The 22894-nt window shown below is 51.7% G+C and carries 21 protein-coding genes; 11 read left to right on the top strand and 10 right to left on the bottom strand.

Translation table 11 applies throughout. The annotated features are described in order from the left end of the window. The first annotated feature begins 13 nt into the window (after positions 1 to 13). The 7 genes from KO503_RS16615 (at position 14) to creD (ending at position 6638) form a co-directional block, all read left to right on the top strand. Complete coding sequence (locus tag KO503_RS16615; protein WP_215992677.1) at positions 14 to 1051, top strand: MaoC family dehydratase; 1038 nt, start codon at positions 14 to 16, stop codon at positions 1049 to 1051. A gap of 280 nt (positions 1052 to 1331) precedes the next feature. Further along, entirely contained in the window at positions 1332 to 1721 is a 390-nt protein-coding gene (sdhC, locus tag KO503_RS16610; protein WP_215992676.1) for a succinate dehydrogenase, cytochrome b556 subunit, read from the top strand. Positions 1722 to 1733: 12 nt separating this feature from the next. After that, entirely contained in the window at positions 1734 to 2105 is a 372-nt protein-coding gene (locus KO503_RS16605; RefSeq protein WP_215992675.1) for a succinate dehydrogenase, hydrophobic membrane anchor protein, read from the top strand. A gap of 12 nt (positions 2106 to 2117) precedes the next feature. Beyond that, the gene (sdhA, locus tag KO503_RS16600; protein WP_215992674.1) at positions 2118 to 3926 is read left to right on the top strand and encodes a succinate dehydrogenase flavoprotein subunit; all 1809 of its coding nucleotides are present in this window, start codon (positions 2118 to 2120) and stop codon (positions 3924 to 3926) included. After that, complete coding sequence (locus KO503_RS16595) at positions 3926 to 4246, top strand: hypothetical protein (RefSeq protein ID WP_215992673.1); 321 nt, start codon at positions 3926 to 3928, stop codon at positions 4244 to 4246. Before sdhA ends, KO503_RS16595 begins: the two co-directional genes overlap by 1 nt. Positions 4247 to 4255: 9 nt before the next feature. Further along, on the top strand, positions 4256 to 5035 hold the full coding sequence (locus KO503_RS16590) for a succinate dehydrogenase iron-sulfur subunit (RefSeq protein WP_215992672.1): 780 nt from the start codon (positions 4256 to 4258) through the stop codon (positions 5033 to 5035). Between the two features lie 148 nt (positions 5036 to 5183). Beyond that, the gene (gene creD / locus KO503_RS16585) at positions 5184 to 6638 is read left to right on the top strand and encodes a cell envelope integrity protein CreD (RefSeq protein ID WP_215992671.1); all 1455 of its coding nucleotides are present in this window, start codon (positions 5184 to 5186) and stop codon (positions 6636 to 6638) included. Between the two features lie 69 nt (positions 6639 to 6707). Here the strand turns inward: creD and KO503_RS16580 are convergent, their stop codons facing one another. The 3 genes from KO503_RS16580 to KO503_RS16570 form a co-directional block, all read right to left on the bottom strand. Next, a complete protein-coding gene (locus tag KO503_RS16580) occupies positions 6708 to 7703 on the bottom strand; it encodes an aldo/keto reductase (protein ID WP_354667598.1) in 996 nt (331 codons plus the stop codon). An 86-nt stretch (positions 7704 to 7789) separates the two neighbouring features. After that, entirely contained in the window at positions 7790 to 8497 is a 708-nt protein-coding gene (gene deoD, locus KO503_RS16575) for a purine-nucleoside phosphorylase (protein ID WP_215992670.1), read from the bottom strand. Between the two features lie 86 nt (positions 8498 to 8583). Beyond that, positions 8584 to 10539 carry a protein meaA gene (locus KO503_RS16570; protein ID WP_215992669.1) on the bottom strand — a complete coding sequence of 652 codons (1956 nt, stop codon included), beginning with the start codon at positions 10537 to 10539 and terminating at the stop codon, positions 8584 to 8586. A gap of 367 nt (positions 10540 to 10906) precedes the next feature. On the opposite strand from KO503_RS16570, the gene ccrA reads away from it, so the two are divergent. The 4 genes from ccrA (at position 10907) to KO503_RS16550 (ending at position 15784) form a co-directional block, all read left to right on the top strand. Next, complete coding sequence (gene ccrA / locus KO503_RS16565; protein ID WP_215992668.1) at positions 10907 to 12199, top strand: crotonyl-CoA carboxylase/reductase; 1293 nt, start codon at positions 10907 to 10909, stop codon at positions 12197 to 12199. 467 nt (positions 12200 to 12666) lie between these two features. Beyond that, positions 12667 to 13380, top strand: coding sequence for a helix-turn-helix transcriptional regulator (locus KO503_RS16560; RefSeq protein ID WP_215992667.1), 714 nt, complete (start codon positions 12667 to 12669; stop codon positions 13378 to 13380). A gap of 164 nt (positions 13381 to 13544) precedes the next feature. Then, the gene (locus KO503_RS16555; protein ID WP_215992666.1) at positions 13545 to 14183 is read left to right on the top strand and encodes an acyl-homoserine-lactone synthase; all 639 of its coding nucleotides are present in this window, start codon (positions 13545 to 13547) and stop codon (positions 14181 to 14183) included. 59 nt (positions 14184 to 14242) lie between these two features. Then, the gene (locus KO503_RS16550; RefSeq protein WP_215992665.1) at positions 14243 to 15784 is read left to right on the top strand and encodes an ATP-dependent DNA helicase; all 1542 of its coding nucleotides are present in this window, start codon (positions 14243 to 14245) and stop codon (positions 15782 to 15784) included. Here KO503_RS16550 and KO503_RS16545 read toward each other — a convergent pair. From KO503_RS16545 to KO503_RS16515, 7 genes are all read right to left on the bottom strand, one after another. Then, on the bottom strand, positions 15781 to 16524 hold the full coding sequence (locus KO503_RS16545) for a TIGR02186 family protein (protein ID WP_354667597.1): 744 nt from the start codon (positions 16522 to 16524) through the stop codon (positions 15781 to 15783). The genes KO503_RS16550 and KO503_RS16545 overlap by 4 nt on opposite strands. Next, entirely contained in the window at positions 16524 to 17435 is a 912-nt protein-coding gene (locus tag KO503_RS16540; RefSeq protein ID WP_215992663.1) for a sulfite exporter TauE/SafE family protein, read from the bottom strand. The genes KO503_RS16545 and KO503_RS16540 overlap by 1 nt, the downstream gene beginning before the upstream one ends. Positions 17436 to 17563: 128 nt before the next feature. Further along, positions 17564 to 18526 carry an ABC transporter permease gene (locus KO503_RS16535; RefSeq protein WP_215992662.1) on the bottom strand — a complete coding sequence of 321 codons (963 nt, stop codon included), beginning with the start codon at positions 18524 to 18526 and terminating at the stop codon, positions 17564 to 17566. Between the two features lie 2 nt (positions 18527 to 18528). Continuing rightward, entirely contained in the window at positions 18529 to 19629 is a 1101-nt protein-coding gene (locus tag KO503_RS16530; RefSeq protein WP_215992661.1) for an ABC transporter permease, read from the bottom strand. Between the two features lies 1 nt (position 19630). After that, positions 19631 to 21241 carry an ABC transporter ATP-binding protein gene (locus tag KO503_RS16525; RefSeq protein WP_215992660.1) on the bottom strand — a complete coding sequence of 537 codons (1611 nt, stop codon included), beginning with the start codon at positions 21239 to 21241 and terminating at the stop codon, positions 19631 to 19633. Positions 21242 to 21252: 11 nt separating this feature from the next. After that, positions 21253 to 22242 carry a BMP family lipoprotein gene (locus tag KO503_RS16520; protein WP_215992659.1) on the bottom strand — a complete coding sequence of 330 codons (990 nt, stop codon included), beginning with the start codon at positions 22240 to 22242 and terminating at the stop codon, positions 21253 to 21255. Between the two features lie 214 nt (positions 22243 to 22456). Further along, the gene (locus KO503_RS16515) at positions 22457 to 22891 is read right to left on the bottom strand and encodes a GNAT family N-acetyltransferase (RefSeq protein WP_215992658.1); all 435 of its coding nucleotides are present in this window, start codon (positions 22889 to 22891) and stop codon (positions 22457 to 22459) included. Positions 22892 to 22894: the final 3 nt, after the last annotated feature.

Genomic DNA, 22894 nt, shown 5'->3' with positions numbered 1-22894 from the left:
GTATGCGGAGTTAATGCAGATGAAGACCAATTCGGGACGTTTCTTTGAGGATTACACAGTTGGCCAGGTGATCGAGCACGCTGTGCCGCGCACTTTGTCAGGGGGCGAGCGGGCGCTCTATCATGCGCTCTATCCTGCGCGTCACGCGTTGTATTCATCTGACGAGTTCGCGGAAAACTGCGGACTGGCGGCCGCGCCGATGGATGACTTGATTGCCTTTCATACGGTATTTGGCAAAACGGTGCCTGATATCTCGCTGAATGCTGTGGCCAACTTAGGTTATGCTGAGGGGCGGTTTTTGAAACCTGTTTTTGCGGGCGATACCCTGCGATCTGTGTCCGAAGTGATTGGTGTTAAACAAAACTCGAACGGCAAATCAGGTGTCGTTTGGGTGCGTACCAAAGGTCTCAATCAGCATGGCGAGACCGTGTTGGAATTCGTACGCTGGGTGATGCTGCGTAAGGGCGACCTTGATGCGCCTGCGCCCGAGACGGTTATCCCGCACCTGAGTGACGTCGTTGATCCAAACACGTTGGTTTTACCTAAGGGGCTTGAATTTCTGCGTTATGATTTTGGTCTGGCGGGCGAAGAGCATCGTTTTGCAGATTATGAGATCGGCGAAAAAATCGATCATGTGGATGGCATGACGATTGAAGACGCCGAGCACATGATGGCCACGCGGCTTTGGCAGAACACCGCGAAGGTACATTTTGATGCGACCAACCGTGCAGATGGTAAACGTCTTATATATGGGGGGCATGTGATTTCCATTGCGCGCGCCTTGTCGTTCAACGGGCTGGCCAATGCGCAGATGATCGCTGCAATCAATGGTGGGTCTCATGCCAACCCTTGTTTTGCGGGGGATACGGTGCGGGCGTGGTCCGAAGTCTTGGATAAATCTGCAACCCACGCGCCGGGGGTAGGGGCCGTGCGCTTGCGTTTGGTTGCTGTCAAAGATGGCGCACCAGAATTCGCGTTGAAAGATCACGCTGGAAAGTACCATTCGGACGTTTTGTTGGATCTTGATTATTGGGCGCTTATGCCGATGTGATGGATCAAAGTGGATTGGATTGTCGCTTCACTTTGCGAGATTCCCTTTGTTTTTTTGAGCACAAGGCTGCCTAAAACCAACAATAATAGTCAGAAAATTTGTGACCGCATTTTGTGATCACGACAAAATATTTGTGATCACATAGGCGGGAAATCTGACCTTTTTGTTCGAAATAGGGCGAATTTTATGCTGAGTTAGCGCTGACAAAGGATGACTCTGTCTTAGAATTTGGTACAACGATCCGGAAACGTCGCAGCATCATTCGTAAAAGGAAAACGCCATGGCTGATGTGAACCGAGGCAATCGTCCTCTGTCGCCCTTTATGATCGGGCCATATTATCGCCCGCAGATGACTTCAATTTCTTCCATTATGGTCCGCATCACGGGCATCGCGTTGCTCGGGGCGGCGCTGTTGGTTGTTTGGTGGCTTTTGGCCGCAGCAACATCTTCGTCATACTACGATGTGGTCAATGATTTGCTGACCTGCTGGTTTGGCGATCTGATAATGTTCGCGGCTGCTTGGGCGCTTTGGTTCCACGTGCTGGGCATGGTGCGCCACGCGATCTGGGACTTTGGGTATTGCATCGAAGTTGCGATTTCCGAAAAAATGGGTTGGGGCATGTTTATCGGCGCTTCCATCCTGACCGTCATCACAGCGATTGTGGTATAAGGAGAGCCCATCATGTCATTTATCACTGACCGTAAACGCGCTGTAGGTCTTGGCGCTGGTGGCCACGGAGCCGATCACCATTGGCAACGCATGGTTGCCTCTATCTGCTTGGCTATTCTTGTTCCGCTTTTTGTTTTCACGTTCGGCTGCGCGCTGGGTGGTACATATGGTGACGTAACCACGTATTACAGCCGTCCGTTTCCTGCGATTGTTGCAGGGCTGACATTGATTGTCGGCATCCCACATCTCATGCGCGAAGCAAATGTCGCCGTGGAAGATTACGTCGGCGGAACCAAACGCCAACTCACAATGATTGCTGTGAGCGCGTTTTCCTACACGCTTCTGGCCACTGGCCTTTTCGCCCTCGTCAAACTCGCGCTGTAAGGAGCACACCCCATGGCAGCAGCTTATGAATATGAAACACACGACTACGACGTCGTTGTGATCGGCGCTGGTGGCGCTGGCTTGCGTGCGACCCTCGGCATGGCCGAGCAAGGTCTGCGCACCGCTTGTGTGACCAAAGTTTTCCCAACCCGTTCGCACACTGTTGCCGCACAAGGTGGTATCGCCGCCTCTTTGGGCAACATGGGTCCAGACAGCTGGCAGTGGCATATGTATGACACTGTCAAAGGGTCTGACTGGTTGGGCGACACAGACGCAATGGAATACCTTGCCCGTGAAGCGCCAAAAGCGGTTTACGAGCTTGAGCATTACGGCGTGCCATTCTCGCGCACCGAAGAAGGCAAGATTTACCAGCGTCCCTTTGGGGGCCACACCACTGAATTCGGCGAAGGCCCGCCCGTTCAGCGCACCTGTGCGGCCGCTGACCGTACTGGCCACGCGATTTTGCATACGCTTTACGGTCAGTCTTTGAAAAACAACGCCGAGTTCTACATCGAATACTTTGCCATCGATTTGATCATGTCTGAAGACGGTCAATGTCAGGGTGTTGTATGTTGGAAGCTCGACGACGGTACCATGCACATCTTTAACGCTAAGATGGTTGTCTTGGCGACTGGTGGTTATGGCCGCGCTTACTTCTCAGCTACATCTGCACATACCTGTACAGGTGACGGCGGCGGTATGGTTGCGCGTGCTGGTCTTGCTTTGCAGGATATGGAGTTCGTTCAGTTCCACCCAACAGGCATCTACGGTTCAGGCTGTTTGATCACCGAGGGTGCGCGCGGCGAAGGTGGTTATTTGACCAACTCCGAAGGCGAACGCTTCATGGAGCGTTACGCACCGACCTATAAAGACCTTGCCCCACGTGATTACGTGTCACGGTCTATGACGATGGAAATTCGCGAAGGTCGCGGTGTTGGTGCCGAAGGTGATCACATTCACCTCAATCTGTCACACTTGCCACCTGAAGCGCTTGCTGAACGTCTTCCTGGTATTTCTGAATCTGCGAAAATTTTTGCGGGCGTGGATGTTACCAAAGAACCGATCCCTGTTTTGCCAACGGTGCATTACAACATGGGCGGCATTCCAACCAACTATTGGGGCGAAGTGCTTAACCCGACTGCAAAAGATCAAAACGCTGTTGTGCCGGGTCTTATGGCTGTGGGTGAGGCAGGCTGTGCCTCTGTTCACGGTGCAAACCGTTTGGGTTCAAACTCTTTGATTGATCTCGTGGTCTTTGGCCGCGCTGCTGCGATCAGAGCGGGCAAAACCGTTGATGCGGATGCGCCAAATCCAGTGCTCAATCAAGCCTCTATCGACAAAGCCTTTGACCGTTTTGACGGTCTACGCAATGCGAATGGTGCGATCAAAACTGCTGAATTGCGTCTTGAGATGCAAAAAACCATGCAAGCCGACGCGGCTGTATTCCGCACAGACAAGACGCTGAAAGAGGGCGTCGAAAAGATGACTGTTATTGCGGGCAAAATGGGTGATCTGTCTGTGACCGATCGCAGCCTCGTGTGGAACTCTGATCTGATGGAAACACTTGAGCTTGCCAACCTGATGCCAAACGCAATGGCGACCATCGTCGGCGCGGAAGCGCGTAAAGAATCCCGTGGTGCGCATGCCCATGAGGATTACCCCAAGCGTGATGACAAAGAGTGGCGCGTTCACACTGTGTCGCATGTCGATGGCAACAAGGTTGAACTGTCGCACCGCGAAGTGGTCAAAGCACCTTTGTCCACAGAAGCAGACGGTGGCATCAGCCTTGAAACCATCGCCCCAAAAGCGCGGACATTCTAATGCGCGTTCTTGGCCTTATCGCACTTACATTTGCGCTCAGTGGATGTCTGTCCACTGACGCTTTGGTGGAAGCTTCCGCTCAATCGGCAGCCAAAAGCGTCATCAAGTCTGTGATTGCAGACAAATTGCCTGGCGTTGATATCGATGACGCGGTGGATTGTGTGGTGGAGAACGCCACAACAGACCAAATCGTTGAGATTGCCAAGGCGGCCGTGACTGGCGTTGATGACAGCACAGTCAGCACTGTTACATCGATTGCGACGCAGCCAGATACAATCTCGTGCATCGCGCAATCGGAACTGAGCAGCTTGCTCGGATAGGAGAGACTTATGGTACAACTAACTCTGCCGAAGAACTCAAAGATCACAACTGGTAAAACTTGGCCAAAGCCCGAAGGCGCGACCAATGTGCGCAAGTTTCAGATCTATCGCTACAATCCTGACGCGGGCAAAAACCCAAGCGTGGATACATATTTTGTCGATATGGACAAATGTGGTCCGATGGTTTTGGATGCGCTGATCAAGATCAAAAATGAAATTGATACGACACTCACATTCCGCCGCTCTTGCCGCGAAGGCATTTGTGGCTCATGTGCGATGAACATCGACGGCATCAACACTCTGGCCTGTATTTACGGCATGGATGAGATCAAAGCGGATGTGAAAATCTATCCATTGCCGCATATGCCTGTGGTGAAAGACTTGATCCCAGACCTGACGCATTTTTACGCGCAACACGCCTCGATCATGCCTTGGCTCGAGACCAAAACCAACAAGCCAGCCAAAGAATGGCGTCAATCCATCGATGATCGTAAAAAGCTTGATGGCCTTTATGAGTGTGTGATGTGTGCTTGTTGTTCCACATCTTGCCCGTCGTACTGGTGGAATGGTGATAAATACCTCGGGCCAGCAGCTTTGCTACATGCTTACCGTTGGATCATCGACAGCCGCGATGAGGCCACTGGCGAACGTTTGGACGAATTGGAAGATCCGTTTAAGCTCTACCGTTGTCACACCATCATGAACTGTTCCAAGACTTGTCCAAAGGGTTTGAATCCAGCGAAAGCCATCGCGTCTATCAAAGGCATGATGATCGAGCGGACCCACTAGGGCTGTTAAAACTCATAGATTTTGAAAAGCCCTGCATATTGCGGGGCTTTTTTTATGCGTGTCCTGTCTATGTACTGCAAGATATTCCGTACCTTGACCCTAAGAGGCTGCACGGACATGGTGCCGGAAATAATTGGTGAGGACTGGTATGCGCGACTCTATAGGAATTCGGTTTTTGATTGTGGGTCTATTGACCCTTTTGATGTTTATCCCTTTGTTTTTCGTTTCGGAAATTGTGCAAAGCCGCAAATATTATTCCGAGAATACCCTGCGCGATGTTGGGCGCGAATGGGGCGGTGAACAAGTGATCTCGGGGCCTGTGTTGGTTGTGCCTGTTGAAGAAACGGTTGATCAAACGTCTTCCGAGCAAGTTGTCGATCCGGTCACAAATGAAGTGAAGATGGATGAAAATGGTCAGATCATTTTCAAGCAAGTCACGCGTCGTGTCACGGTGAAACGCGATCCTATCTATGTCTATCCAAACGCCTTTGATGTGAAGATTGCGACCCAAACCCAAGTGCGGCACCGTGGAATTTTCAATGTGCCAGTGTACCAAGCTGACATGACCGTTGCCTTTGATTTCCCAACAGATTTGATCGTGGATATGGCTGTGAACGAAGAAGTCATTCTTTGGGGTGACGCCGCGATGGTGGTCGATATTTCCAACAATGCTGCATTGCGTGGGGTGGCTGTGCTGACCATTGATGGCAGTGAATACCCCCTTGAACCCATCGCGTCATCAGAGCGTCGCGCTGGGATCACAGCGAACATCGGTGACCCACGCGAGGGGACGTCTTATGATTTGCACCTTGGTCTCAATGGCGCACAATCGTTGATGATTGCGCCTGTTGGGCGTCAAACATCGGTCGCGGTGACTTCGGATTGGGGTAGCCCGAGTTTCAGCGGCGCATTTTTGCCCGATGGCTCTGACATCTCTGATGCAGGATTTTCGGCACGTTGGACTATTCCGCATCTTGCACGTACCTTGCCGCAATTGTCTCGTGATAACTATACAAGCACGCTGCGACGCGACATGGCCTTTGGGGTCGAGTTTATAGAACCCAATGATTTTTACCAAAAATCCTACCGCGCCGCCAAATACGCGATCTTGTTTATTGCTTTGACGTTTTTGACGGTATTGCTGATTGAAAAAGGCACCAAGCGTCCCGCGCACCCAGTGCAGTATCTGCTTATTGGCTTGGCGCAATCCATCTTTGTCTTGTTGATGGTCGCCTATTCAGAGCAGTTCGGTTTTGCCTTTGCCTATGGTATTTCCGCAGGGGCGACGATTGCCTTACTGACCTTCTTTGGGCATTTCGGGTTGAACCTTGGCAAACGCACTGCCGTTTTGGCGTTGATGCTTTTGGTGCTTTACGGTGTGCTGTACCTGATTTTGCAATCCGAAGATTTCGCGTTGTTGGCCGGCGCTACGCTCGCCTTCGTGGCCTTGGCCGCGACGATGTACTTTACACGAAACGAAGATTGGTACGGGCCTGAGGGCAAAGGTATGTTTGCCAAAAAAGTCAAAGTGCCAGCCCCTGAGAGTATCGAGGCGAAAGCTGCGCGAACGGCGGCTGCAAAGGCGGCTGAGGCGCAAAACTAGTCCCGCCTTTCAGGAAGTAGAGTTAGAGCCGCCAAGCGATTGGCGGCTCTTTGCGTTTGATCAAAGCATTCAGCAAAAACGTTCAACGCCTACAGTTTGATTGTCAGCATAACGCGCACCGTGTGCCCAACCGACAGGCATGATCTGTTCGATCTGGGCAAGGTCTTCATTGGTTAGGGTCAATGTCGCGGCTGATAACCAATCTTGCAGGTGCTCTTTTGTGCGCGTCCCTGGAATGGGGATCACCATGTCGCCGGCCTTCATCGTCCATGCAAGCGCGAGAGCCGTGACACTGATGTTTTTCGCCTCTGCAAAAGCACGTAAAGCACGCACATGTTTCATATTGGCGGAAAAATTGGGTTCTATGAACCGTGGGTTCACACGCCTAAAGTCATGAGCCTCAAATGTGCTTGGCGCCAAATCAACCGAGCTGATGACGCCGCGCCCAACAGGTGAAAAGGGCACGAAGGCCACGCCAAATTCCGCACAGGTTTGCAGCACGCCCAGTTCGGGTTCACGCGACCAAAGCGAATATTCACTTTGAACTGCACGCACAGGCATCACGGCATGGGCGCGACGAATGGTTGTGGGGGCCACTTCGGACAATCCCCAGCCGCCAATCAGACCTTCTTCAATGAGCTTGCCCATACTTTCGGCAACTTCTTCGATTGGGCGTTCTTGTTCGCGGCGGTGGATATAGAACAGCTCGACATGATCACGGTTGAGGCGTGTCAAAGATGCCTCAAGTTCACTGCGCAAGTATCCAAGCTCGTTGTTGATGCTGCGCGGCGGGCCTGGCACGATGGAGGCTTTTGTGGCCAAAGTGATATTGCGCTTGGCACCGACCTCTTTGAAATAACGGCCTATAATGGTCTCGGAACGTCCCATACCGTAAATATTGGCTGTATCCCAAAAGTCGATGCCAGCCTCATCAACGGCTGCCAGTGTTTCCATGCTGACCTCGTCATCAGCCGGTCCAAAGAACCCTGCAAAGCTCATCGCCCCAAACCCAAGTGCGCTGACCTCAGGGCCTGTGTTGCCCAGTTTGCGTTTTGGCATTGTCATTGGAAAATCCTTATATCGACTGAAAAAGGTCGCCCAATGGACGACCTCTATATTTTAAATGATGTCACCGCTAAGCCAAGCGACAGTTATGCAAAGGCGGCTTGCAGTGCGATTTCGACCATGTCGCCGAACGAGCTTTCGCGCTCGGATGAGGGTAAGGCTTCATGTGTGATTAGGTGATCCGAGACTGTCAAAACGGCCAAAGCGCGCACGCTGTGTCGGGCAGCCAAATTGTACAATTCAGCGGCTTCCATTTCGACGCCTAAGATCCCGTGGCGGATCATGATGTCATTCAAATCAGGACGTTCGTCATAGAACACATCTGAGGAATAGATATTGCCAACATGGGTCGTCGTGCCTTTGTCGCGCGCGGCCAAGACGGCTTTTTCAAGCAGGCCATAATCGGCGCAGGGGGCGAAATTGATCTCTTTGAAGATACCGCGTGATGGTGTTGACAGTGTCGACGCGGTCATGGCGATGATCACGTCACGGATGTTCACCGCCTCTTGCATGGCGCCACAGGACCCGATGCGGATCATTGTTTTCGCACCATATTCCGTGATCAACTCATTGGCATAAATCGACAAGGACGCCATGCCCATGCCGGACCCGTGAATGGTGACAGGGTTGCCTTTGTAGGTGCCTGTGAACCCGAACATGCCGCGCACTTCGTTGACCAGTTTCGGATTGTCCAAGAATGTTTCCGCAGCCCATTTGGCGCGATAAGGATCGCCCGGCAGCAAAACGGTTTCGGCGATATCGCCTTTGGCAGCGGAAATATGTGGAGTCGGCATCAAAGCACCCTTTGTCTGGAAATGCTTTGACTATAGCTTTGAAATTTCCACGCGCTAGGGGTTACCTTGCGCCGCTTGAAATCAGGTTAGGCAATAGGATCAACCAAACCAACAATGTCGAACATAATACGGTTCAGTTCGAAATCTTTGGGGGTGTAGACACGCGCGACCCCCATTTCCAAAAGCGCTTTTTCATCAGCTTCTGGAATGATACCGCCAACGATGACCGGTATGTGCGATAAACCGTTTTCTTTCATCTGCACCATGAGGTCAGCCATCAATGGCATGTGCGATCCTGACAGGATTGACAGACCAACAACATGGGCGTCATCACGAGCGACGGCGTTAACGATTTCCTGCGGCGTCAGCCGAATGCCTTCATAGGTGATGTCCATACCGCAATCGCGGGCGCGGGCCGCGATTTGTTCGGCACCGTTGGAATGGCCATCAAGGCCGGGCTTGCCGACAAGAAATTTTAGCTGGCGTCCCAAGGATTTGGATGCTCGAGCAACGTCTTCGCGAATGTCATCTAAACCCTCGGTGCGATTGGAGGCACTTATGGATACACCTGTCGGACCACGGTACTGGCCAAAAGCCGCACGAACCATATCGCCCCATTCGCCTGTTGTTGCGCCAGCTTTGGCGGCTGCAATTGAGGGCGGCATGATATTTGCGCCAGACTGCGCAGCCTCACGCAATGCGGCGAGCGCCTTTTGTACTTTTGGTTCATCGCGATTTTCGCGCCATGCGTTGAGACGTTCGATTTGATCGGCCTCTGCATGAGGATCAGATTTCATGATCGACCCGTCGCCTGTGGTTAAAGGGGAGGGTTCTCCTTCAAGCCATTTGTTGACACCGACCACTGTGGTGGAGCCGGTTTCAATATGGCCAATGCGGTCGGCATTGGCCTCAACCAGACGTGATTTCATGTATTCGATCGCGTCAATTGCGCCGCCCATGCCGTCCAACGTGTTCAGTTCCGCACGTGCGCCGTCTTTTAGGGCTGCGACCTTGCGTTCAATCGCAGGGTTGCCGTCGAACAGATCCTCATATTCCAACAAGTCGGTTTCATAGGCCAGAATTTGCTGCATGCGCAAAGACCACTGCTGGTCAAAGGGGCGCGGCAGGCCAAGCGCTTCGTTCCAAGCGGGCAGTTGGACAGCGCGTGCGCGGGCATTTTTACTCAGGGTGACCGCCAGCATTTCGATCAAAATGCGATAGACATTGTTTTCGGGTTGTTGCTCGGTCAGACCCAGTGAATTGACCTGAACGCCATATCTAAAACGGCGAAATTTCGGGTCTTCTATGCCATAACGTGTTTGGGTGATTTCATCCCACAATTCGACAAAGGCGCGCATCTTGCACAGCTCGGTGACAAAGCGAATGCCTGCGTTCACGAAAAACGAAATACGCCCAACCATCGCCGGAAAGGCCTCGGCGGGAACTTTGCCCTTAAGGTCGTCAAGCACAGCGATGGCTGTGGCGAGGGCAAAGGCCAATTCTTGCTCTGGCGTGGCTCCAGCTTCTTGCAAATGGTATGAGCAGATGTTCATCGGATTCCACTTGGGCATATGGGCTTGCGTATAGGCAGCTATGTCCGTGGTCATCCGCAATGAGGGGCGGGGTGGGCACACATAGGTGCCACGCGATAGGTATTCTTTCACGATGTCGTTTTGAACTGTGCCTTGCAGCTTAGATACATCGGCGCCTTGTTCTTCTGCCGCGGCTATATAAAGCGACAAAAGCCATGCGGCTGTCGCGTTGATCGTCATTGACGTGTTCATTTGTTCCAAAGGGATATCTTTGAACAACATTCGCATATCGCCAAGGTGTGAGATCGGGACGCCAACCTTGCCGACTTCTCCTTTGGCCAGTTCATGATCGCTGTCATATCCCGTCTGTGTGGGCAGATCGAAAGCGACAGAAAGTCCCGTTTGCCCCTTAGACAAATTGTTGCGGTAAAGCGTGTTGGACGCCATCGCGGTTGAGTGCCCAGCATAGGTGCGGAACAGCCAAGGTCTGTCTTTTGGAGTGTCGGTCATGAGATGTCTCGCATTGATAGGTAACTATATTTCTAAAACTGTACATAAATCGCAACAATAGGACAATTGAAAATTTTACATCGCTAGTTTCATTTTTTTATTATTATAAACAGTTATTTGTGTGGTTATTGGGGGAGTTTTTCAAAATGACATGTACCAAATATGGTCGATTGTTTGGATTTAAAGAGTTATTAAGTTACAAAAATGATAATAAAATAGTTGTATAGTTACTTATTGAGTCATATCCCTGTGTTGAAGAGGCTGTGATTCTGCATCGCGGCATTGAGCAACCCTTCCCTGATGTCCATTGGGATAGAGGTCACAATCGGCACTGTCTGGTGGTCGAAGAGATGAAGAGGAAACCGATATGGCACTTGATGAAACGCGCGGGTTGACCCAGTACGAGGCCCTAGAAAAAGATCTTTACGAACTTGGTGAAATGCCTCCATTGGGCCATGTTCCCTCAACGATGTACGCATGGGCGATCCGTCGCGAACGTCACGGTGAGCCTGACAAAAGTTTTCAAGTCGAAGTTGTTGAGACACCTGAAATCGAGGCTCATGAGGTGCTTGTTTTGGTGATGGCCGCTGGTGTGAATTACAACGGTGTTTGGGCCGGCCTCGGCATTCCAGTCTCACCGTTCGATAGCCATGGCGCAGAGTATCATATTGCAGGGTCAGACGCGTCAGGCATCGTGTGGAAGGTGGGATCTAAAGTTAAAAACTGGAGCGTTGGCGATGAAGTTGTGATTCATTGCAATCAAGACGATGGGGATGATGAAGAATGCAATGGTGGTGACCCTATGTATTCTCCGACCCAACGGATTTGGGGCTATGAGACACCTGACGGGTCTTTTGCGCAATTTACGCGTGTGCAAGCGCAGCAGCTTCTTAAGCGACCAACGCATCTAACATGGGAAGAAAGCGCGTGCTACACGTTGACGCTCGCTACAGCCTACCGCATGTTGTTTGGTCATGCGCCGCATGACATCAAACCGGGACAACATGTGTTGGTTTGGGGCGCGTCAGGTGGACTTGGGTCTTACGCGATCCAATTGGCCAAAGCGGCTGGCGCCCATGCCATTGGGGTGATTTCTGACGAAGACAAACGTGATTTTGTGATGTCGCTCGGCGCAAAGGGCGTGATCAATCGCAATGATTTCAACTGCTGGGGCCAGCTGCCCACTGTGAACATGCCAGAGTACGCGGCATGGTTCGGCGAGGCGCGTCGGTTCGGCAAAGCCATTTGGGACATCACAGGCAAAGGCAACAATGTTGACATGGTGTTTGAGCATCCTGGCGAAGCGACGTTTCCGGTTTCGTCATTCGTTTGTAAAAAAGGCGGTATGATCGTGATTTGCGCAGGCACGTCTGGGTTCAACTGTACTTTTGACGTGCGCTACATCTGGATGCATCAGAAACGCATTCAAGGGTCGCACTTTGCACATCTTAAGCAAGCTGCATCGGCCAATCGGTTGATGTGCGAGGGGTTGATTGATCCTTGTATGTCGGAAGTGCTGCCATGGAATGAAATTCCACTGGCCCATATCAAAATGCGTCGCAATGAGCATAAGCCAGGAAATATGGCCGTACTGGTTCAATCGCCAAAAGCAGGCTTGAAGACCTTTGAAGACGCTTTGAGCGCGAGGCCTGTGACCTAAGGCTAAGGCGCATATTTCATCTTGATAGGGTCCGTGTTTTGCACGGGCCTTTCGCATTTTTTTGAGTGTTGTCTTTGTGCAACTTTAGGTTGCTTTCAAATTTGACCTGCCACCACACTCCAAAATAGAAATTCCAGATAAGACTGAATTATTTTTATCAATATTACCCAATAGTTATATGTATCAGTGCTTTAATATTTTATACCTCCCTATTTTGGGGGAGGGTAAATCCGTGAATTTTCAGACATGTCTACACATGCTAAAGTTGAAATAACAACAGAAACACCAACGGATGAGGCTTTACATGCGCAACGATTGGATACTTGATGTACTGACAGACCTTCGGACTTTTGCCGAACTGAACGGGATGCCAGCGACTGCAGATCAGCTTTCTGATGCTTACCTCGTGGTTGCCGTTGAGCTAGCGAACAAGGGTGCCGAGGTGCAGCTAGATCAGGCATGTACGCATGAAAACGACGTTAGAAAACTTTCTGGAGGCTATCCCGCAAGTTAACACATTAGAGCACTTTCAGGCTGCAACAGAAGAGTTGCGAGATAAGCTTGAGCTTGAACATGTTGTTTATCACTGGGTCAATAGTGTCGGTGAACGCTTTGGCGCAGGCACCTACTCCTCCGAGTGGGTCGATCGCTATCTTGAAAAAGATTACCTGCGAATGGATCCTGTTATTTTTGGGTGCTTCCAACGATTTACTCCCGTGAATTGGAAACAGCTGGATTGGTCCACAAAGGCGGCTAAAGCGTTTTTAGTTGAAGCGATCGACTTCGGAGTGGGGAACCAAGGTTACACCATTCCGATCCGCGGACCGCACGGTCAATTTGCGTTGTTCACTGTTAATAATACGGCAAGTGATGCGGATTGGGAGGCATTCATCGACGCACATGGACGTGATCTGATCATCGTTGGTCATGAGTTTAACAAAAAGGCGTTGGAATTTGAGACTGGGGATAGTGCTCTGCCGACCCCAAGCCTGTCGCCGCGTGAACTGATGGCGATATCCTATCTTGCCAAGGGGTTCTCCCGTGCCCAAGCGGCACAAGAAATGGGGATTTCTGAGCATACGCTGCGCGTCTATATCGAAGCCGCGCGACACAAACTTGGAGCACTAAATACGACACATGCCGTAGCACGTGCATTGTCGACGGGCGTGATTATCGTCTAACCCAGCACCGATCAGCACCGCATCGGCCTGTTTACTGTTGCACGAATCCATAGGTTGCCGTGCGCAGCAAACATCACTTGATAGGTCGCCCGTGCGCTGTACTTAGCAACCGGTTACCTGCGCAGCATAGCTTCAGACCAACGAACGGTCACAGGAGCAAACCCATGTTGCGTTACATTTACGGCGATTCACTTCATCATTTTCCTCATCTGCGCGACACGATGTTCAAGGATCGTGCGGATCAATTTAAGAACCGCCTGGGTTGGGCCGTGACCGTAAATGCGATGGGCCACGAACGGGACGAATATGATGATCTCAATCCTCTTTATGTGATTTGGGAAAACGCAGATGGCAGCCACGGTGGATCGATGCGGTTTTTGCCGACCACTGGCAGCACAATGGTCAACGATCACTTCTCTCACCTGACAGATGGCGTCCGTATCGAGAGCCCGTTGATTTGGGAATGCACACGGTTTTGTTTGGCTCCAGGGGCTGAGCGAAAAGTAACTGCAGCCCTAACTCTGGGGGCGGGCGAGGTTATGGATGGATTCAAGTTAGATCATTTTGTGGGTGTGTTTGATCCACGCATGGAACGTATTTATCGTCTTATGGGACTGTCACCGGATGTGATTGGTCGAGCGGGGGAAGGGCGCGAAGAAATCGGGGTCGGTCTTTGGAAAATGCGGCCTGATGCCTTTGCGCCGACATTGGCCAAATTGGGTATCGAGCGTGCGACATCAAAGGCATGGCTGCGTCGTGCGTTTGTACCGGTTCAAGATGTTTCGGTACGCGCATGCGCATGAATTGACACAAATGTCCGATCTCACTGGCACCTCGCGCGCGGTCCCTATAGGGTCTGCGCATGTCAAAAAATGCCATCACATTCTCGAACGATCAGGCCGAAGCCTTTGATGCCATCAGCGCAGTTTTAAAACGCGTTGGTGTCGATTTAGATGATGGTTTTATCTCGCCTATGGTCGAGGGCCAATCCAACGTTCGAGCGATCATCGGCAAGGCTGGATCTGGAAAAACATTACTGCTTTCTCAGATGTATAAAGCTTTGGATGAAGCTGGCGTTGATATTGTGTCTGGGGACTACGAGGGCAAAAAGCGCCCCGACCGTCGGACGCTTGCGATCTTGGCTCCAACCAACAAGGCTGCATCTGTGCTGCGCAATCGTGGCGTGCCTGCGACGACGATTCACCGTATTCTTTACACGCCCGTCTACGATCCTGATTATGAAAGGATAGCAGAGTGGTTGGCTGGTGAAGCAGACCGACCAGAGATGGAAGGGCTTGGCCCTGATGCGTTGGATCGTGCTTATGCTTTTTACCAAAACAACAAATCAATCCCGGGCGCCTTGGCTGCAGCTGGCCTGCGGGGCTCTGATTTTATCACGGGCTGGAAGCGGCGCGAAGACCCGCTTGATATCGGTTTTATCGATGAATCCTCGATGCTTGATAAAAAGCAATTCGAAGACCTTCAGGATATTTTCCCGACGCTTGTGCTTTTCGGTGATCCTGCCCAGCTTGCGCCTGTGAACCAAGCCGGATCAATGGTGTTTGAACAACTGCCAGAACCTGACGTTCATGTGTTAAGTCGAGTTCATAGACAAGAAAACGATAGTCCTATTTTGGATTTGGCCCACGCTTTGGCTGACCCCGCCCTGAGCTACGATGATTTTGAGCGCATGGTGGAAGACGCGTCAAAACGCGACGATCGCGTGGTCTATGCTCAGCGAGTTGAAAGTGATTTGATGGCGCGCTCGCCAGCTTTGGTCTGGCGTAACGCAACGCGAATTCGTCTGATCCAAGCGTTTCGCAATGTTTACGGCGCACCTGCCGACGAATTGTTGGCAGGCGAGCCGCTGATTTGTGATGGTATCGAGTTGCCTGCAAAACACCGCAAAAAGCGCCTTGATCTAGAAGCGCGCGGTTTGATCAAAGGGGCGCAGGTCGTCTATTTGGGGCCAGGTCGTAAGCCGGGGTTTTCGCGCTTGCATGTGATAGGGGCACAAGACCCGAATATTTCCGCCGCCTCTATCGTTAAAATCGAATTTCCGGATGAAGAAGAGCCGTTTATTCCCTTTGCTGCACGCATGGGCGCTGCGTTTTTGCATGGGGCAGCCGTCACCATTCATAAGGCCCAAGGGTCGCAGTGGGAAAATGTGCAAGTGTTTGCGCCCGATATTTTTGCAGCCTCTCGCGCTGGTCGGATGGAGGCGGGCATTCCTCTGTGGAAGCGGCTCACTTACGTGGCGATTACACGGGCAGAAAAACGATTATTTTGGGTGACGCGTGCACGTCTGGCCAAGCCTGAAAACCCACTGAATGTTAGTGATCTTAAAGCGTTAGAAGCGGCGCCGCTGACATTGCAAATGCAAGACGGCGACACACTGCTTTAACGTCTGATCAAGCGGAAAATTTCTGATGCGCCCCAGCCGGCAATCCCCGCCAAAAGCAATGACAAAAGGCCGTAGATCAAAGCGTTATTATGGGCGAGATTGTACAGCCAGCGTTCGATGCCGACCTTTTGTACTTGGATTTCTGTACTGTAATCGTCCAAGATTAAGCCGTTACGAACCAGTAAAATACGTGTGATATAGGCCCCTTCAACAAGGTTTGCAGGCAGAGCAATTGACGTATTGAACAAGGTGTTCTGGTTGAGTTCGACGCCGGCGTTGGCACGGCGATACAGACCGTTTCCAGTGCGAATTCTGATCAAAGCTTCGCGTGCTGGCAATCCGCGCCGCTCACTTAAAATTTGTTCATCGGCGGTGATTTTCCACAAAGCATCTGTCGCGGGAATGATAATATCTTCAACAGGGCGCGTTGCGGCAACGCTGTAAAAACTGGGGGCGTGCCCCAAACGTTCGCGCTCGACATTCACCCAAATTCCAAACCGTCGCGCTTTGCGCAGGATAGTTTCCATCTTTTTGGGGCCTGTCACGGTGACGATGACGTCTAGATCACTGTCAGTAGGAATGGCGGCTTCACGTTTGATCGCACCAAAAATGAGTATTTCAGATCCATCAAAATTTGCCGTGATGGACACACGATTTTGACTGAGATCTGCGACGACCTCTTCAGCTGCGAGCCATAAAGGGGCCAGCGTCAGGGCCAGTGCTAGGACAAAACCACGCATCATATTACCCCGATAGAGTAAAGTTCACTGGGCGGAATAAGCAGATCTAGCCCCAATTTCAAACAGACGATCAAAACCAAAAGCGCGAGCATAATCCGCAATTGTTCGGCCTTTAGGCGCAAGCCAATTTGCGTGCCGATCTGTGCGCCGATAACCCCCCCGACAAGCAGGATCATTGCAAGCATCATATCGACGGTGTGGTTGGTATAGGCGTGCAACATGGTGTTGAAGGCCGTTACAAAAATGATCTGGAACAAGGATGTGCCGATCACAACTTTCGTTGGCATGCCAAGAATATAAATCATGGCGGGGACCATGATAAAACCACCACCAACGCCCATGATCGCGCCAAGCATACCGACGACGAGCCCCACAACCACGGGAGGGATGACGGATATATAAAGGCCAGAGGCGCGGAATTTCATCTTAAAGGGCAGGTTATGAACCCAAGTATGCTTTGTGCGCTCACGTCTTTGACCTGGGCGGCCTTTAGCACGGCGCAAGGCGCGGATCGATTCAACCAACATAAGTGCGCCGATGATGCCAAGGAACACAACGTAGCACAGGGTCACAAGCAAATCGACTTGGCCGAGCGCTTTGAGCAGGTTGAAAATTTGCATGCCTATGGCCGAGCCAATCAGGCCGCCAATCAACAGCACCCATCCCATGCGCAGATCAACAGTTTTGCGTTTGAAATGCGCAAGAACGCCTGAGACAGACGAGGCGACAATTTGATTGGCTGAGGTGGCCACGGCCACGGCGGGTGGGATGCCCACAAAGAACAAGAGCGGGGTGATCAAAAAACCACCGCCAACGCCAAACATGCCCGATAAAATTCCCACAATTCCACCCAATCCCAAAAGGACAAATGCGTTTACCGAAACTTCGGCAATGGGAAGAAATATCTGCATGGGCGGTTTCTCACAGCTTAGTTGGCTATGGATGCAACGGATTTGCGCTGAGGTCAAATAGTGTGACGGTATAAAATGTAAAATGCGAGCCAAAAGGCCCGCATTTCTTTGATGTGCTGTAATTTAGCCTATCGTTCTTTGACGTAGGGCGTGCCCCCCGCGCGGGGCGGGATGGCTTTGCCGATGAAGCCAGCCAAGATCACAACCGTCAAAATATAAGGCAGGGCCTGCATGAACTGCACGGGGATGACAAAATCACCTACGGAAATGGATTGGTATCGGTTTCCGACAGCTTCCAAAAATCCAAAGATCAACGTGGCAGACAGCGCGTACCAAGGTCGCCATTTGGCAAAGATCAAGGCGGCGAGGGCGATGTAGCCACGCCCAGCAGACATGTCTTTGACAAAACCTGCAGCCAATGACGCCAGATAGGTGCCAGCCAAGCCACATAACACGCCTGCAATGACCAACGCCATATAGCGCAAGCGCACGACAGAAATGCCAGCAGTGTCCACCGCACTTGGGTTTTCACCAACTGCGCGCAAACGCAGACCAAAGCGGGTGCGATACAAGACCCACCATGACAAAGGCACAGCTATAAGCGCGATATATGTTAATGCCGTGTGACCAGAAATCAGCTCGCTATAGGTCGGACCAAATACCGGAATTTTGGACCATGCGTCCGAAAACGGAAGGTTCCATTCGCCAAAACGTCCATGGCCAGACAGGGGCGGTGTGCGCCCGCCAAGTGCGAACCAGCTTTGTCCTATAACCACCGTGAGGCCGGCGGCCAAGAAGTTCAACGCCACGCCTGAAATCAATTGATCGCCCCGAAAGGTGATCGAGGCCAAGCCGTGTATCATCGAAAACACCAACGAAGCTGCAACGCCAGCCAAGAGCCCTAGCCATATTGATCCCGTCACATAGGCGACGGCACCGGACATAAAGGCGGCAACCAACAACTTGCCCTCAAGTCCGATATCAACAATGCCTGCGCGCTCTGAAAACAGTCCCGCAAGACAGGTCAGCAACAGCGGTGTGGCAAGTCGCACGGTACTGTCCAGAATTTGTAAAACGGTCAGAAAATCCATGATCACGCCCCCTTCTTGTTCTTGCGCGGCGTCAGAAATAGTTTTTCCAACGGGGCACGCACCATATTATCAAGCGCGCCGGTGAACATGATCACAAGCCCTTGGATCACGATGATCAACTCGCGTGGGATCGCTTCCCAAAAGGTCAACTCTGCGCCGCCTTGATAGAGAAATCCAAACAAAAGGGCTGCTAGCACGATGCCAACTGGGTGGTTCCGTCCCATCAGGGCAACGGCGATGCCGATGAAGCCAGCGCCTTCGGGGGCGTTGTCGATCAGGCGTTCTGCTTCTCCCATGACGTTGTTGATCGCCATCAATCCGCACAAAGCGCCAGAAATCATCATCGCGATGACGGTGATGCGTACAGGATTGATGCCTGCATATTTCGCAGCAGATTCAGATTCACCAAAGGACCGAATTTCATAGCCCAAACGGGTCTTCCAAATCAAAACCCAAAAGCCAAAAGCAGCCAAAAGTGCGATGAGAAACGAGATATTTGCAGGCGCGTTTTTATTGAAATTGATACCAAAAGGCGCAAGCATTTCGTGAAAGGTCGGCAAATGCGCACCCGCTGAAAAGCCCGCGCTTTCTGTTGACATAGATCCCGGAACCTTGAGGTAATTCAATAAGATATACCCAACAAAGGCCGAAGCGATAAAGTTGAACATCATGGTCGTGATCACGATGTGCGACCCACGTTTGGCTTGTAAATAAGCAGGGATAAAGGACCAAGCTGCGCCAAACACGGCACCGCCAACCATGGCCGCAGGCAATGCCAGCGTCCAATGCGGCCAATCTATGGCCAGACAGACCAAAGCCACGCCAAGACCACCCAGCATCACTTGGCCCTCGCCACCAATGTTGAACAGTCGCGCGTGATAAGCCACGGCAATCGCGAGGCCCGTAAAGATGAAATTGGTGGTGTAATACAGCGTATAGCCCAAGCCGTTGGTCGACCCAAATGCGCCTTGCACCATGGTTTGAATTGCAACGACAGGATCTTTGCCAATGGCCAATATTGTCAGACCAGAGAAAAAGAATGCGAGCAAGATCGAGATCAACGGGATAAGGACGGCATCCGCCCATTTTGGCATGGCTTGCATGTTACGCGCCCTCGCTCAGTGTGGCGTCTGCGCCGTTGTTAATGCCAGCCATCAGCATTCCAAGTTCTTGCTCGTTGGTCTCAGATGGCAAGCGCTCGCCCATGATATTGCCGTCGAACATCACCGCGATACGGTCGGACAAGGCCATGATTTCGTCTAGCTCAACCGAAACTAGCAAAATCGCTTTGCCTTGGTCGCGCAGGGCAACGATTTGTTGGTGAATAAATTCGATGGCACCAATATCGACACCGCGTGTGGGCTGGCCAATCAATAATAAATCTGGGTTGCGCTCGATTTCGCGTGCCAAAACGATCTTTTGTTGATTGCCGCCGGAAAAGCTTTTGGCTTCCAGCTTTTCATTCAGTGGCCGCGTGTCAAAACGCTCCATTTTTTCATGCGCAATCTTTTTGATCTTGGCGTTGTCCATGATCCAAGCGTTTTTTTGATACTCAGGATCGTGGTGATAGCCAAACACGATGTTTTCCCATGCCGCGAAATTTAAGATTAGGCCCTCGTCATGGCGATCTTCGGGCACATGAGCGATGCCGCGCGCACGACGGGATTGCCCATCGGATGCTTTTCCAGTCAGATCCAGTTCTTGCCCGTTTACACGGATCACACCAGTGCCATTTTGGTATCCACCAAGGACTTCCAAAAGTTCAGTTTGACCATTGCCTGCGACGCCTGCAATGCCCAAAATTTCGCCAGCGCGCACGGTCAAATCGACGCCCTTCACACGTGTTACACCGTGGCTGTCAACGACTGTCAGCTTCTCGACTTCTAAAATTGGGGCCCCCGGCGTGGCGGGCGTTTTGTCGACTTCCAGCAGAACTTTGCGGCCCACCATGAGTTCGGCCAGCTGTTCAGGTGAGGTGTCGGCGGTGCTTACCGTCGCGGTCATTTCACCGCGACGCATCACGGATACGGAATCGGTGACATTCATGATTTCGCGCAATTTATGCGTGATCAAGATAATGGTTTTTCCCTGTGCCTTTAGGCCTTCCAAAATGCGAAACAGGTGGTCCGCCTCGGCAGGGGTCAAAACGCCGGTGGGTTCATCAAGGATCAAAATATCGGCTTGGCGATATAGCGCTTTAAGGATCTCAACCCGTTGTTGGTGACCAACAGAGAGATCTTCAATCAAAGCGTCAGGATCGACGGAAAGTTCATATTCGTCAGAGAGTTGTTTCAAAAGTTTGCGGGCTTTGCCCAGCGAGGGCATGAGCAGCCCACCGTCTTCTGCGCCCAGAACAACATTTTCCAAAACACTGAAGTTTTCGACCAGCTTAAAGTGTTGAAAGACCATGCCGATGCCTGCCGCGATGGCTGCTTGACTGTCGGTGATTTGCACCTCGTGGCCGTTGATCAACACTGTACCGCTGTCAGCTTTGTAAAAGCCGTACAGGATCGACATAAGCGTAGATTTCCCCGCGCCATTTTCGCCTATAATACCGTGGATGGTGCCTTTGCGAACAGAGATACAGATATCTTTGTTCGCCTGAACAGGACCAAATGCTTTGGATATACCGCGCAACTCGATGGCAAGCGGCGCAGTGCTGGGGGCAATTGGGGCGGCAGGTGTCTGCCGCCCCTCATGGGTTGTGGAAACCATTCTAGCCAGCCTTAGTACGCTGGGCAGGCAGAGTCGGACATGTAATCGTGCACAACGATTTCACCCGAAATGATTTTCGCTTCGGTCTCTGCCAAAGCCATTTTCATTTCTTCTGTGATGAGAGGGGCGTTGAATTCATCCATCGCTGCAGAAACACCGCCGTTTGCGAGCCCCATAACATTAAAGCCTGGCTCTAGGTCTGTGCCTTGCGAAAAGGCTTGAAACACTGCGTTGTCGACGCGTTTCACCATGGATGTCAGTACTTTACCTGGCTGTAGGTAGTTTTGGTTGCTGTCAACGCCGATGGCGAGCATATCTTCGTCTGCTGCGGTTTGAAGCACTCCCAGACCTGTGCCGCCGGCGGCCGCAAACACAACTTCAGACCCTTGGGATTTTTGTGCGCGGGTAAGTTCGCCGCCTTTTACCGGATCATTCCAAGCCGCAGGAGTCGTACCTGTCATGTTGACGATGACTGTGCCCTCAGGCTTCACAGATTTAAAGCCTTGAGCGTAACCACATGCAAATTTAGAAATCAGTGGAATATCCATGCCGCCGATGAACGATACAGTGTCGCCTTTTGCTGCGTATGCTGCCGCAACTCCAACGAGATATGACCCTTCGTGTTCACTGTAGACAACGGATTGCACATTCGGCGCGTCTACAACCATATCGATGATGGCGAATTTTGTGTCAGGGAAATCCGCGGCAACAGCTTCGAGCGATGTGGCAAAGCTGAAACCAGCCATGACAATTGGGTTGTAACCGCTCTCGGCAAAACGACGTAATGCTTGTTCACGCTGTGCGTCTGATGACAATTCAACATCGCGGTATGTTCCGCCGGTTTCCGCAGCCCAGCGTTCTGCGCCATTATAAGCGGCTTCGTTGAAAGATTTATCGAACTTGCCGCCGAGATCATAAATGATCGCGGGATCAGCGATAGCGCCGCCAGCAGTGATCGCCAAAGTGGCAGCTGCACCTAGAAAGGATTTCATCAGGGTCATGGTCGTCTCCCGTAGTGTTTATATTGGGACCTGCATCATAGGCATGTCCGAAATCAATTGTGACATGTCTGTTGAACATATCCACAGCAGCGAGCAGATCGCTGATGTTCACAATTGAATTAGGGCGTTTTGCAAAGAGAGGGTCAACAGAAATTTTACCATTTGGTCCCAGATTGGGCGATGTTTGCCAAAACATTGGAATGTTGACGTAAAGTTACGCCTGATCCAATGGCTTAGAAAAAACAAAAGCGTCAACTTTGGTCCCATCTGCTGCGGCGTAATAGGCGCGGCGGCGACCAGATTCGCTGTAGCCATGAGACAGATATAGTTTGATGGCGACTGTGTTTGTCGTCGCCACTTCCAAAAAGGAAATATCTGCGCCGCGCCTGCGGGCCTCACCTTCATATGCCTCAAGTGCAGCGCGCCCCAAGCCGCGGCTTTGCGCGCTGGGATCGACGGCCAATGTCAAAAGTTCGGCCTCGCCGACAACCACGCGGCCCAAAGCGAAGGAAGGGCCATCGCCGCAGGTCAGAAATACATCCGCCATAGACAAAAGCCCCGCAAACTCGGTCTCGGACCAAGGGCGGGGCAGTGTAAAGCTGGCTTTGTGCAGTGCCGCGAGATCAGCGTGCGACAGGGAAAGCGTCATGGG

Source organism: Pacificibacter marinus (assembly GCF_018860505.1).
Classification (GTDB): domain Bacteria; phylum Pseudomonadota; class Alphaproteobacteria; order Rhodobacterales; family Rhodobacteraceae; genus Celeribacter; species Celeribacter marinus_B.
This window is presented reverse-complemented; position numbering and strand designations above follow the sequence as displayed.